The following is a 12,571-nucleotide window of genomic DNA, read 5'->3' on the forward strand; positions in this document are numbered from 1 at the left end:
CCTACTCCTCATAGGAATGACCGGCCCGCAATCCCTCTCGGACGCGGGCGGCGATTTCGAGGAATTCGGGACTCTCGCGGATATCGAGCGGCCGTTCGCGAGGCAGCGTGGAGTCGATAACGTCGGTAACCCGACCGGGGCGCGGGCTCATCACCACGATCTTGGTGGAGAGATAAACCGCCTCGGGGATCGAATGGGTGACGAAACAGATGGTCTTGTCGGTTTTCGCCCATAGGTCGAGGAGCTGTTCGTTCAAATGATCGCGCACGATCTCGTCCAGCGCCCCGAACGGCTCGTCCATCAACAGCAGATCGGCATCGAAGGCCAGCGCGCGGGCGATGGATGCGCGCTGCTGCATGCCGCCCGAAAGCTGCCAGGGGTATTTTTTGGCAAAGCCGGAGAGATTGACCATCTCCAGCGTGCGGTCGATGCGCTCTTTCTGCTCGGCCTTCGAATAGCCCATGATTTCGAGCGGCAGCGCGATATTGCGCTCGATGGTGCGCCAGGGATAGAGCGCGGCGGCCTGGAACACATAGCCATAGGCGCGATTGCGTCGGGCTTGTTCGGGGGTGGTTCCGTTGACGGTGATAGTGCCGGCGGTGGGCGTTTCGAGATCGGCGATAACCCGCAGGAATGTCGTCTTGCCGCAGCCCGAGGGGCCGATGAAGGAGACGAACTCGCCTTTGGAAATGGCGAGGGACACGCCCGACAGGGCGTGGACGGGGCCGTCGGCGGTTTCGAAGGTGAGGCCGAGGTTCTGTGCCTCGACCACGCTTGTTGCACTCATCGTCCCACCTCCCAGAGCCAGGACTGTGCAAGCTCGATACTGTTGCCGGATGGATCGCGCACATAGACCGAGCGGGCACCGTTCTCCCAATGGAAATCGGCTTCGATTTCGATGCCCGCCGCGTCGAGTTTTTCGATCCATCGTTCCATTTCGTCGCCCGTCACCGAAAAGCAGATATGAGACGCGCCATCGGCGCCATGCGGAGGAATAGGCATCGGCCCTTCTGCCACCTGCGCGCGCGTCAGCTCTGGAAGGAAGGCCAGAACGATAGTCGATCCGCAGCGGAAAAAGATGTGACGCCCATCACGACGCAAGATGACCGGCAATCCCAGAACGCCGGCATAGAAGGCCTCTGCCGCATGGAGGTCGTCCACATAGACGGCCGTTTCGAGAACGCCGACCAATGGCGCCGGCTGGCTTGCCGTCCCCATATCGATCACTAAACCCCGCTCGCCGGTATCCCGCTGCGCTCGATCTTGCGTGGGGCGGTGATCTCCTTCCACTTCGAAAAAGCGGTATTCACAGGCATGTTGGGGGCGCGCGGCACGAATTGGCCGTGGCCGGGCTCGTGCTTCATCGTCGCTTCTTGTACCGAAACCTTGCCGCGACTCAGGACGAAGCGCGGAAGGCCGGTGACCTCATGACCTTCGAAGACGTTGTAATCGATAGCCGACTGCTGGGATTTAGCCTGGATGGTCTTCTTGCGCCTAGGATCCCAGACGATGAGATCGGCATCGGCCCCAACCAGGATCGCGCCCTTTTTGGGGTAACAGTTCAGGATCTTGGCAATGTTAGTGGAGGTAACGGCCACGAATTCGTTCATGGTCAGCCGGCCGGTGTTCACCCCATAGGTCCAGAGCAGCGGCAACCGATCTTCCAGCCCGCCGGTGCCGTTGGGGATCTTGGTGAAATCGTCGATGCCGGTACGCTTTTGCGCCGTGGTGAAGGCGCAATGGTCGGTGGCGACGACCTGCAATGATCCGGCGGCCAGCCCGGCCCAGAGCGAATCCTGATGCTGCTTGTTGCGGAACGGCGGGCTCATCACGCGCCGGGCGGCGTGGTCCCAATCCTTGTCGAAATATTCGCTCTCATCGAGTATCAGATGCTGGATCAGCGGCTCGCCATAAACCCGCATGCCCTTCTGCCGCGCCCGGCGGATGGCCTCATGGCTATCCTCGCAACTGGTGTGAACCACATAGAGCGGCACCCCGGCCATATCGGCGATCATGATGGCTCGGTTGGTGGCTTCGCCCTCCACTTCCGGCGGGCGCGAATAAGCGTGCGCTTCGGGGCCGTTATTGCCTTCGGCGAGCAGCCGAGCCGATTTTTCGGCGACGATATCGCCGTTTTCGGCGTGGACCAGCGGCAGGGCGCCGAGCGCTGCGCAGCGCTGGAAGCTGGCATACATCTCATCGTCATTGACCATGAGCGAGCCCTTGTAGGCCATGAAATGCTTGAAGCTGGTGATACCCTTTTTGACCACCTCCTCCATCTCGTTAAACACCTGCTCGCCCCACCAGGTGATCGCCATGTGGAAGGAATAATCGCAGCTCGCCTTGCCCGATTTGTTGTCCCACATCGAGAGCGCTTCAAGGAGCGACTGGTTGGGGCTGGGGAGGCAGAAATCGACAACCATCGTCGTGCCGCCCGAGAGCGCGGCGCGGGTTCCGGATTCGAAATCGTCGGTGGAATAGGTGCCCATGAAGGGCATTTCGAGATGGGTGTGGGGATCGATGCCGCCGGGCATCACGTAGCAGCCGGTCGCGTCGAGGGTGGTGTCGCCGGAGAGGTTGGGGCCGATCTCCGTGATGGTCTCGCCGTCGATTTTGATATCGGCCTTATAGGTGAGGTCGGCGGTGACGATCGTGCCGTTTTTGATGACGGTGCTCATGATGGTTCCCCTTGTTTGTACTGGACGGACGCGCATTTGCCGTGTGCGCCCAACCTGTCTTTCGGCTAATCGACGATCTCCGCGGTCTCCAGCACCGCATGCAGCAGCACGTCGGCGCCTGCAGTGGCCCAGTCCTTGGAAATCTCTTCCGCCTCGTTGTGGCTCAATCCATCCACACATGGGCACATGACCATGGCGGTGGGGTAGAGCTTGTTTATCCAGCAGGCGTCGTGGCCGGCGCCCGAGACGATGTCGCGATGCGAGTAGCCGAGCCGTTCGGCGGCGCTGCGGACGGCGGAAACGCAACCTTCGTCGAAGGTGACGGGATCGAAATGGCCGGCGGTTTCGATCTCCATGGTGAGGCCGAGTTCTTCGGCAATCTTTGGGGCCTCCGCTTCGAAGCGCGCCTTCATGGCGTCGAGAATATCCTGATGCGGCGAGCGGAAATCGATGGTGAAGACCACCTTGCCGGCGATCACGTTGCGCGAATTGGGGTGGACGTCCACATGGCCGATGGCACCCACCGCCTCGGGCTGGTGGCTCATGGCGATCTGGTGGACCAACTCGGTCATCCGCGCCATGCCGAGCCCGGCATTTTTGCGCATGGGCATGGGGGTGGAGCCGGTGTGGGCCTCCTTGCCGGTGAGCGTCACCTGCAACCACCAGAGTCCCTGCCCGTGCGTGACGACGCCGATATCCTTGCCCTCGGCTTCGAGGATCGGACCCTGTTCGATATGGAGCTCGAAGAACGCCTTCATCTTGCGGGCGCCGACCTCCTCGTCGCCCACCCAGCCGATGCGCTTGAGTTCGTCGCCGAATTTGAAACCCTTGGCATCGGTACGTTCATAGGCCCAATCGAGATCGTGAACGCCGGCGAAAACACCCGAGGCGAGCATGGCGGGCGCGAAGCGGGTGCCCTCCTCGTTTGTCCAATTGGTGACAACAATAGGGTGCTTGGTCCGGACCCCGAGATCGTCGAGCGTCCTCACAAGTTCGAGCGCACCGAGAACCCCGAGCACGCCATCATATTTGCCCCCCGTTGGCTGGGTGTCGAGGTGGCTGCCGACATAGACTGGGAGCGCGTCGGGATCGGTGCCCTCGCGACGGGCAAACATGGTGCCCATCTTGTCGACGCCCATCTCCAGCCCGGCCTCTTGGCACCAGCGCCGGAACAGTTCGCGCCCCTCCTTGTCGGCATCGGTCAATGTCTGGCGGTTGTTGCCGCCGGCTACGCCCGGGCCGATCTTGGCCATTTCTATTATCGAGTCCCAGAGCCTGTCGCCGTTGATCCGGAGGTTGTCACCGAGATTGGCCATTGCTCTGGAGCTCCTTTGTCCTCAGAGGGTCGGGAAGGTGAACTGGGCGCCCGATTTGATGCCCGCCGGCCAGCGCGTCGTAACCGTCTTGAGCCGTGTATAGAAATGGATGCCCTCCGGTCCGTAAATCGCGTGATCGCCGAACAGGCTCCGCTTCCAGCCGCCGAAGGAGTGATAGGCGACCGGCACCGGGATCGGCACGTTGACGCCCACCATCCCCACTTCGATCCGGTCGGAAAAATCGCGCGCCGCGTCACCATCGCGGGTGAAGATCGCGACGCCATTGCCGTATTCATGCTCGTTGATGATTTTGACCGCCCCGGAATAGTCGGGCGCGCGAACCATCGAGAGCACCGGGCCGAAGATTTCCTCGCGGTAGATGGTCATTTCCGGCGTTACGCGGTCGAACAGCGTGCCGCCCACGTAATAGCCATTCTCATAGCCCTGGAGCGAAAAGCCGCGCCCGTCGATTACCAGCTCGGCCCCCTCGGCGACGCCCTTGTCGATATAGGAGAGCACCTTGTCGCGATGGGCGGCGGTGACCAGCGGGCCCATTTCGGCGTCCTTGTCGGTGGCCGGGCCGATCTTGAGCTTTTCGATGCGCGGTTTCAGCCGCTCGATCAGCGCGTCGGCGGTTTTCTCGCCCACCGGCACGGCGACCGAGATGGCCATGCAGCGCTCCCCAGCGGACCCGTACCCGGCCCCCATCAGCGCATCCGCTGCCTGGTCCAGGTCCGCATCGGGGAGGATCACCATGTGGTTTTTCGCGCCGCCTAGCGCCTGCACGCGCTTGCCGGCCTTCGTGCCACGTTGATAGACATATTCGGCGATCGGAGTGGAACCGACAAAGCTCACCGCCTTAATGTCGGGATGGTCGAGGATATGATCGACAGCTTCCTTGTCGCCATGGACGACATTGAGCAGGCCCTCGGGCAGTCCCGCCTCCATCAGCAAATTCCACGCGAGCATCGGCGCGGAAGGGTCGCGCTCGGACGGCTTTAAAATGAAGGCGTTGCCGCAGGCAATGGCGGCGGGATACATCCACATCGGCACCATGGCGGGGAAGTTGAACGGCGTGATGCCCGCGACGACGCCCAGCGGTTGGCGGTCGGCATAGGTGTCGATGCCCGGCCCCGCATTGCGGCTGAAACTGCCCTTCAAAAGCTCGGGGATACCGCAGGCATATTCGACGCATTCGATGCCGCGCTGCACTTCGCCCAGCGCGTCGTCATGGGTCTTGCCGTGCTCGCGGGAAATCTCGCGGGCCAGATCGGCGGCATGGCGGTCGAGAAGTTCCTTGAATTTGAACATCACCCGCGCGCGCTTCAATGGAGGCGTGTTGCCCCAGGCCGGCTGCGCTGCCTTGGCGGCGGCGACCGCCGCGTCGATTTCAGCTGTAGTCGACAGCGGTAATTCAGCGATCTGCTCGCCGGTTGCCGGGTTGAAGACGGGCGCCCGGCGCGAACTCGAACTGACGCGCCGCTGGCCGCCCACGGCATTTTCGATGATCTGCATCACCCGATCCTCCCAACAAATGGAACGTTTATTTCATTACTGAATGTATAGAACATACGTTCCATTCTACTCAAGGCCATTGAGAATCCGGGCGAGTGTTTCGACGATCTGGTCGATATGGCTTTTTTCCACGATCAGCGGCGGAGACAGGGCGATGATGTCCCCCGTCGTCCGGATCAGCACGCCCATTTCGAACGCCTTGACGAAAGCGGCGAAGGCACGCCGGGTCGGCTCGCCCGCCATCGGTTCAAGCTCGATTGCCCCAACCAGCCCGATATTGCGAATGTCGATGACGTGACGCGCGCTTTTCAAGGAATGCAGCGCCTCTTCCCAATAGGGCCCAAGCTCCTTGCCCCGCGTGAGCAGACCTTCCTGCTTGTAGGTCTCCAGCGTCGCCAGCCCCGCCGCCGAGGCGATCGGGTTGCCCGAATAGGTATAGCCGTGAAAGAACTCGATCAGGTGCTCGGGCCCGGTCATGAAGGCGTCGTGGATCTTGGCCGAGGTGAACACGGCGCCCATGGGGATCACCCCGTTTGTCAGCCCCTTGGCGGCCGTCATGATATCGGGCGTCACCCCGAAATAGTCGGCGGCGAATGGAGTGCCGAGCCGTCCGAAGCCGGTAATGACCTCATCGAAGATGAGCAGGATGCCGTGCTTGTCGCAGATCTCGCGCAAACGCTTGAGATAGCCCGGCGGCGGAATCAGAACCCCCGTCGATCCCGCCACCGGTTCGACGATCACCGCGGCAATCGTCGAGGCGTCGTGGAGCGCGACGATGCGCTCGAGCTCGTCCGCAAGCTCCACGCCGTATTGCGGCTCCCCCCGCGAAAATGCGTTTTTCGAGGGAAGATGCGTGTGCGGCAGATGATCGACGCCCGCCAGAAGCGTGCCGAACATCTTGCGGTTGGTGACAATCCCACCCACCGAAATGCCGCCGAAATTGACCCCGTGATAACCCCGCTCGCGCCCGATCAGCCGCGTGCGCGAGCCCTGCCCGATCGCCTTCTGATAGGCGAGCGCGACCTTCAATGCCGTCTCGACCGATTCCGAACCCGAATTGGTGTAAAGGACATGATCGAGCCCCTCGGGTGCCAGATCGACCAGCCGATTGGCCAGCTCGAACGCCTTGGGGTGCCCCATCTGGAAGGCCGGAGCATAATCGAGTTCGGCCGCCTGGTTTGCGATCGCCTCGGTAATCTGCGGCCGGCAATGGCCAGCATTGACGCACCACAGACCCGCTGTGCCATCGAGCACCTGCCGACCGTCGGCGGTCGTATAATGCATATCCGTGGCGCCCACGAACATGCGCGGGCTTTTCTTGAACTGCCTGTTGGCCGTAAACGGCATCCAGAACGCACTGAGGTCGTTCGGGATCGAGGGCGCGCCCTGAGACATCGATGTTCCCTTCCCGGCATTTTAAGCACGCCGGTTGTCGATTTCGGTCAGATTTTTTTTGACCGATTGGAAAAATTCTAGCACTCTGGATCGAAGGTTCAAGGGTAATAATTCACTGCCCGCTCTGGTACGAGAAAAGGCCGGGTTTTCCATTCAGGGAAGACCCGTCGAGGAGGCAGTTGCCGAAAATGAGCACAGACGCCGATAGTCCCAGGCCGGTGACCCGTATCCAGCGCGAAAAACAGGAAGTTATCCTCGAAGCGGCGCTCGACGTTTTTTCGCAATTCGGCTTTCGCGGCTCGACAATCGACCAGATCGCCGAGGCGGCGGGGATGAGCAAACCCAATCTGCTCTATTACTTCAAGTCCAAGGAAGACATTCACGCCCCGCTTCTGGCGCGCATCCTCGACATCTGGCTCGAGCCCCTGCGCGAACTCGACGCGGAGGGCGACCCGCTGCCCGAGATTCAATCCTATATCCGCCGCAAGCTGGAGATGAGCCGCGACTACCCGCGCGAGAGCCGGCTGTTCGCCAATGAGATGCTGCGCGGAGCGCCCGGATTTTACGATATCCTGCACACCGACCTCAAAGAGCTGGTCGAGGAGAAATCCGAAATCATCAAGGGCTGGATGGCCGAGGGCAAGATCGCCAAATGCGATCCCTATCACCTGATCTTCTCGATTTGGGCCACCACGCAGCACTATGCCGATTTCGATATCCAGGTGCGGGCCGTGCTCGGGCCGGAACGCGGCGGTGAAGGCCGGTTCGAGGACGCCGCGCGTTTTCTCGACCGGCTCTTTCTGCATGGGCTGAGCCCAAAGGGCTAACCGTCCAACTCTGGATAATGCCGGAAGATGCCATCTTCGTTGAACGCCAGCCGCCTGTTGCTGGCCAGATAGGCGGCCAGTCTTTCGTCTGCCTCGATGCTGTCAGCCAGATCGAACACTTCCTGATGCCCGGCGCCGTGACGCTTCATGGCTTTGGGGAAGGCGTATTGCAGGCCACGAATCAGGTGGAACAGGGAAAGATCGGCGTAAGTGACGCCCTGCCCCACCAGATGACCGGTGCCGTGCAGATTGCGCGCGAGGACGCGGGCGAACCAATCGAGAAATTTTGGGACGCGCTGCTCGCGGAATTCCTCGGCACGCCGCAGTGCCTCGGCCTTCTGGTCTTCGTAATACCGACCGACGCCCACCGGGTGATGGACGTCATGGGCCTCGGCCACCATGTCGGCGATAGTGAGCTGGATCTGCAGCAGCCAGTTTCGCGTGGTTTCGTCCTTGGGGGCCAGATCGAGACGCGGCCCCAGATAGTGCAGGATCGCGCCAGTCTGGCCGATGACGACATCGCCATCGCGCAGATAGGGCGGAGCAAAGCTGGGCGTGGTGATGGCCGGATCGGTGAGAAGCGCGGGCACGGACCCGGACTCCTCACGGTTCATCTCCCGATAGTCGGCGCCGGAATATTCGAGCGCCAGCCGAGCGAATTCAGCCCGGCCCGGGATGCCACCCCAATAGAAAAGATCATAGGTCATGGGCGAGGAACAGTGCGGCAGCCGGTCCGGTTCCCGGCAATAAAAAGGCCCTGCAAGCGGCTTTGGCGCTCCGCCTGCAGGGCCAAGGGGCAGGCCTCACTCCTGCAAGACTCTCTCTAGCCGATAAAAACATGACTGTAAAGATCATGATTTTGATCTGTTCCTGAATCCAAACGCATACGGCCGCCGAGACGGCGGCCGTAGCAGATAAGGAGAAAGCACCGGAAGCGTTTAGTTGAGCTCCATGCCCAGCATCTCGATACCGAGGCGCGAGCGCATGGCGCGGCGTTTGTCGGTGAGATCGGCGATCGTGTAGGAGCGCAGGACGGCAAAGAAGGCTTCGAGCGCCTCGTGCAGCGCGGCGTTGAGCTCGCAACCGCCGACCAGAGGGCAATTGGTTTCGCCGTTCTCGAAACATTCGGCCAAGGCGAAATTTTCTTCAGTGAGCTTGATCACGTCCAGCAGGGTGATCTCGGCCGCCGGGCGCCCGAGGCGGATGCCGCCATGCCGGCCGCGAACGGTATCGAGCAGGCCATTTTCGACGAGCGGCTTGATCAGCTTGAACAGGAACAACTCGGAAATTCCATATGCCTTGGCGATATCGCTGACCCTTGAAAGGTCCGGCGCGTTGATGGCGCAGTACATCAAGGTGCGTACGGCATAGCTCGACTGGCGTGTCAGTCTCATCGTCATGGACCCTGGATTGGCGCAGGCGAATGCGCGGGAAACATTGGACCGCGACTCGCCATATCGGCTGCCGCGACAGGTCCAAAGATTATAACAATTCTAAACTATGTCAAGAAAAGCTGACCGGATATTTCAGGATTAATGGCCCATTGCGGCCGGCGACCGCAGGAGGGATACCCCTTTTCCCGATCGCACTCTAGGATCGCGCCCGCAACCAACCCATCCGGAGGAATTCGTGGCCCGCAAGATCATCATCGACACCGATCCCGGCCAGGACGACGCTGTCGCGATCCTTTTGGCGCTCGCCAGCCCCGAGGAGATCGATGTGCTCGGCATCGTCGCCGTAGCCGGCAATGTAGGGCTCGCCCGGAACGCCAAGAATGCCCTCAAGACCGTCGAGCTCGCTGGCCGCACCGAGGTGCCCGTCCACGCCGGCTGCGCCCGGCCGATGATCCGAGATCTGGTGACCGCCGAGCACGTCCATGGCCAGACCGGCCTCGATGGCCCCGACCTCCCCGAGCCCAAGATTGCGCTACAGGACCAACATGGCGTCGATTTCATCATCGACACGCTGCGCGCCGAGCCGGAAAAGACCGTGACGCTATGTGCGCTTGGGCCGCTCACCAATCTGGCGATGGCGCTGATCAAGGCTCCCGACATCGCGGCGAAGATCGAGGAAATCGTCCTGATGGGCGGCGCTTATTTCGAGGTGGGCAACATCACCCCGGCCGCTGAATTCAACATCTATGTCGATCCCGAAGCCGCCCGGACGGTGTTTACCTGCGGCGCGCCCATCACCATGATGCCGCTCGACGTCACCCACCAAATGCTGGGGACACCCGAGCGCGTGGCGGCCTTCTCGGCCATCGGCAACCGCTCGGGCGCGGCTGTCGCCGCCATGCTGGGCTTTTCCGAGCGGTTCGATCTTAAGAAATATGGCTGGCGCGGTGCGCCGCTGCACGATCCATGCGTCACCGCCTATCTCCTCGCGCCGGAGATATTCGAAGGCCGGTCGTGCAATGTGGAGATCGAGACGGCCAGCGCTTTGACCCGCGGGATGACTGTTGCCGACTATTGGCACGTGACCGACCGTCCCCATAATGCCAATTTCATCCGCTCGGGCGATTCCGACGCGTTCTACGCGCTGCTGACCAAGCGGATTGCACGCCTGCCTTAGGAGTTTTCACAATGACCCATTTCGTTTCCACCGATTGGCTGGCCGCCCATCTCGACGATCCCAAGGTTCAGATCGTCGATGCGTCCTGGCACATGCCCAATGCGGGCCGCGATGGCCGGGCCGAATTTCTGGAAGGGCACGTTCCCGGAGCGATCTTTTTCGATATCGACGCAATAGCCGATACCAGTTCCGGCCTGCCCCACATGCTGCCCGACGCGGCAAAGTTCGGCGAAATGGTCGGTGCCCTGGGCATTTCCTCCCTAACCACCGTCGTCGTCTATGACGAGCATGGCCTGTTTTCCGCCCCGCGCGCGTGGTGGACCCTCAAGGTGATGGGCGCGCACGAAGTGAAGATCCTGGAAGGCGGCGGGCCAAAATGGCGTGCCGAAGGCCGGCCGATTGCGGTCGGCGAGGCCAACGCGGTCCCTGCCCGGTTCGAGGCCCGTCTCGATGCCGACGCCGTTGCCGATTTCGAACGGGTATTGGCTGCCAGCAATGCCGGCGATCAGATCGTCGATGCCCGCGGCGCCGCCCGGTTCACCGGCGAAGCGCCCGAGCCCCGTGCTGGGCTCAAATCCGGACACATCCCCGGAAGTCGCAGCCTGCCCTTCGACAAACTCATCGAAAACGGCGCCCTCAAATCGGATGCCGAACTGGAAAAGGCGATCCGGGAAGCCGGCATCGATCCGTCTCGCCCGGTCATCACCTCCTGCGGATCGGGCGTAACGGCCTCGGTGCTGGCGCTGGCGCTCGATACGATCGGCGCACGCAAGGTGGCGCTTTATGACGGGTCGTGGTCCGAATGGGGTGGGCGCGACGACGCCCCTGTTGAAACCGGTCCGGCGCGATCAGGCGGCGCTTGAGACGTTCTGGGAAACGCGGTTGCGGCCCGAGCGCTTGGAGAGATAAAGCGCGTTGTCGGCCTTGCGCAGCAGCGTATCGAAGCTGGTCTGGGGCTTGTTGGCCACCGCAACGCCGGCGCTGACGGTGCACGCCACCGTCTGGTCGCCGGCCTCGTGCCGCATGCGGCTCATGTGCCCGCGAACGCGCTCGGCGAGGGCAAGGGCGTGGGTCGATGAACTGGCCGGCAGGACGACGAGGAATTCTTCGCCCCCCAACCGAACCACGACATCCCCTGCCCGGCTGTTTTCGGTGAGCAGCGCACCGAAATTGCACAGCACCAGATCGCCCACCGCGTGCCCGTGGCGGTCGTTGAGGCCCTTGAAATCGTCGAGGTCGAAAACCACCAGCCCCGTATCCTGCGGCACGATCCCATCGGGGAAGCGCTCATAGACGGCGCGGCGATTGTTGAGCCCCGTCAGCGGATCGATCAGCGATTCCGCCTGATGCCGACGGCTGATGCGCTCCTGATGGATGGTGACGAACAACCCGCCGACCCCGGTGATCGCCACCACCGAAACGAACAGATTGACGCTTTCGGCCCAATTGTCGGGCGGTTGTCCGCCCAGGTAAAACGGGGTTTCGAGCGCCATCACGATGACGCAGGCGACGTAGGACACCACCAGCATCGCGTGCAAAACCGCGATCGCGGTGATCGGGCCGGGCGATTCCGCCCTCGCCGTCCAATAGTTGTAGCCGCAAATGCTGAGCAGGATCGCGCTCATCAAATTGATGAAGATAAAGCTCAGGCCATCGAACCCCATCGAAGCGGCGGCGACGATCGGGATGGCCCCGCAAAGCGCGAGAATGAGGACGTTGCGCCAATCGAAACGATCGTCGCGAAACTGGGTAAGTCCGCCATAGCTCGTGGCATAGGCAGAGGTCAGCAGCACGCCGGCGGCCACTGCATAAAATCCACTGGCACCGGCATGGAAAGCGTAAAACGCGACGATCGCGGCGATGATCATGCCGATGCACAGCGACCAGGTGAGAAGAAAACCGGACCTGCGCTGGCGCAGCCACGAACTCGCCAAGGTAAAGCAAAGCGCTATGCCTGCAGCGCCCGAAGCCATCAGGAGGGAATTGTAATCGAGACCCATGTCGCCGGCGAATTGAGTGATGTCCACAACAACCATATCATTGTGCGTATCGCTGTAGAGTTCATCCTCGACAACTGGTGTCCAAACCCTTATCGGGTGACCGCACAATTTTTACCGTTTGGTCCGGAAAAGTTACCCCTTCGTTTCTTTTCGCTTTTTAACGGCGGTGGTTTCTGGTTTCCTGTAAACTTCGATGGGCCACGGCAAGCCTTTGAAGGCGGCTCACCGATTGGGGCAAAAACAATGAGATGGGGAAAAACCCGCTGACG

The 12,571-nt window shown here is 61.6% G+C and carries 13 protein-coding genes; 4 read left to right on the forward strand and 9 right to left on the reverse strand.

Annotated elements, in window-relative coordinates:
• Position 1 precedes the first annotated feature (1 nt).
• The 6 genes from V4T21_RS13855 to aptA all read right to left on the reverse strand — a co-directional run bounded on the left by V4T21_RS13855 (position 2) and on the right by aptA (position 6,904).
• Positions 2–787: an ABC transporter ATP-binding protein gene (locus V4T21_RS13855; RefSeq protein WP_332717796.1), complete on the reverse strand. Its 786-nt coding sequence runs from the start codon at positions 785–787 to the stop codon at positions 2–4.
• Positions 784–1,218 carry a VOC family protein gene (locus V4T21_RS13860; protein ID WP_332717999.1) on the reverse strand — a complete coding sequence of 145 codons (435 nt, stop codon included), beginning with the start codon at positions 1,216–1,218 and terminating at the stop codon, positions 784–786. The genes V4T21_RS13855 and V4T21_RS13860 overlap by 4 nt, the downstream gene beginning before the upstream one ends.
• An 8-nt stretch (positions 1,219–1,226) precedes the next feature.
• Positions 1,227–2,678 (reverse strand): dihydropyrimidinase, encoded by a 1,452-nt coding sequence (hydA, locus tag V4T21_RS13865; RefSeq protein ID WP_332717798.1) that lies wholly within the window; start codon positions 2,676–2,678, stop codon positions 1,227–1,229.
• A 65-nt stretch (positions 2,679–2,743) separates the two neighbouring features.
• Entirely contained in the window at positions 2,744–3,994 is a 1,251-nt protein-coding gene (locus V4T21_RS13870; RefSeq protein WP_332717800.1) for a Zn-dependent hydrolase, read from the reverse strand.
• 21 nt (positions 3,995–4,015) lie between these two features.
• A complete protein-coding gene (locus V4T21_RS13875; protein WP_332717802.1) occupies positions 4,016–5,509 on the reverse strand; it encodes a CoA-acylating methylmalonate-semialdehyde dehydrogenase in 1,494 nt (497 codons plus the stop codon).
• A gap of 66 nt (positions 5,510–5,575) precedes the next feature.
• The gene (gene aptA / locus V4T21_RS13880) at positions 5,576–6,904 is read right to left on the reverse strand and encodes an omega-aminotransferase AptA (RefSeq protein WP_332717804.1); all 1,329 of its coding nucleotides are present in this window, start codon (positions 6,902–6,904) and stop codon (positions 5,576–5,578) included.
• A gap of 188 nt (positions 6,905–7,092) precedes the next feature.
• Between aptA and rutR the strand changes: the two genes are divergently transcribed.
• The gene (gene rutR, locus V4T21_RS13885) at positions 7,093–7,731 is read left to right on the forward strand and encodes an HTH-type transcriptional regulator RutR (RefSeq protein WP_332717806.1); all 639 of its coding nucleotides are present in this window, start codon (positions 7,093–7,095) and stop codon (positions 7,729–7,731) included.
• Here the strand turns inward: rutR and V4T21_RS13890 are convergent.
• A complete protein-coding gene (locus V4T21_RS13890) occupies positions 7,728–8,438 on the reverse strand; it encodes a glutathione S-transferase (protein ID WP_332717808.1) in 711 nt (236 codons plus the stop codon). The genes rutR and V4T21_RS13890 overlap by 4 nt on opposite strands.
• A gap of 231 nt (positions 8,439–8,669) precedes the next feature.
• Complete coding sequence (rirA, locus tag V4T21_RS13895) at positions 8,670–9,125, reverse strand: iron-responsive transcriptional regulator RirA (RefSeq protein ID WP_332717810.1); 456 nt, start codon at positions 9,123–9,125, stop codon at positions 8,670–8,672.
• Positions 9,126–9,360: 235 nt separating this feature from the next.
• On the opposite strand from rirA, the gene V4T21_RS13900 reads away from it, so the two are divergent.
• Complete coding sequence (locus tag V4T21_RS13900; protein ID WP_332717812.1) at positions 9,361–10,302, forward strand: nucleoside hydrolase; 942 nt, start codon at positions 9,361–9,363, stop codon at positions 10,300–10,302.
• Positions 10,303–10,313: 11 nt separating this feature from the next.
• Positions 10,314–11,165 (forward strand): 3-mercaptopyruvate sulfurtransferase, encoded by an 852-nt coding sequence (gene sseA / locus V4T21_RS13905; RefSeq protein ID WP_332717814.1) that lies wholly within the window; start codon positions 10,314–10,316, stop codon positions 11,163–11,165.
• Here the strand turns inward: sseA and V4T21_RS13910 are convergent.
• The gene (locus tag V4T21_RS13910) at positions 11,151–12,170 is read right to left on the reverse strand and encodes a GGDEF domain-containing protein (RefSeq protein ID WP_332717816.1); all 1,020 of its coding nucleotides are present in this window, start codon (positions 12,168–12,170) and stop codon (positions 11,151–11,153) included. The genes sseA and V4T21_RS13910 overlap by 15 nt on opposite strands.
• On the opposite strand from V4T21_RS13910, the gene V4T21_RS13915 reads away from it, so the two are divergent.
• A complete protein-coding gene (locus V4T21_RS13915) occupies positions 12,132–12,569 on the forward strand; it encodes a hypothetical protein (protein ID WP_332717818.1) in 438 nt (145 codons plus the stop codon). The two genes, V4T21_RS13910 and V4T21_RS13915, sit on opposite strands and share 39 nt — an antisense overlap.
• The last annotated feature ends 2 nt before the right edge of the window (positions 12,570–12,571 follow it).

The sequence above is a fragment of the Pelagibacterium mangrovi genome (assembly GCF_036662815.1).
Lineage (GTDB): Bacteria > Pseudomonadota > Alphaproteobacteria > Rhizobiales > Devosiaceae > Pelagibacterium > Pelagibacterium mangrovi.